The 328-nt window shown below is 57.0% G+C and carries 1 pseudogene; it reads left to right on the top strand.

The features are described from left to right. A pseudogene (locus QVH07_RS17710) lies at positions 1 to 328 on the top strand (hypothetical protein); the annotation flags it as partial.

The raw sequence follows: 328 nt of genomic DNA, 5'->3' as shown, positions 1-328 counted from the left end.
AAGGGGATACTGGACCAACTGGTGCTCAAGGAATACAAGGTGAAACTGGACCAACCGGAGCAACCGGAGCGCAAGGGGATACCGGAGCAACCGGAGCAACCGGACCAACCGGACCAACCGGAGCAACCGGAGCGCAAGGTGAAACTGGACCTACCGGACCTCAAGGGGATACTGGAGCAACTGGAGCAACTGGTGCTCAAGGAATACAAGGAGAAACTGGAGCAACCGGACCTCAAGGGGATACTGGACCTACCGGACCTCAAGGGGATACTGGACCTACCGGACCTCAAGGGGATACTGGACCAACTGGTGCTCAAGGAATACAAGG

The organism is Algoriphagus sediminis (genome assembly GCF_030403435.1).
Lineage (GTDB): Bacteria > Bacteroidota > Bacteroidia > Cytophagales > Cyclobacteriaceae > Algoriphagus > Algoriphagus sediminis.
Note: the sequence above shows the minus strand (reverse complement) of the source record. Positions and strands in the feature narration are given on the sequence as shown.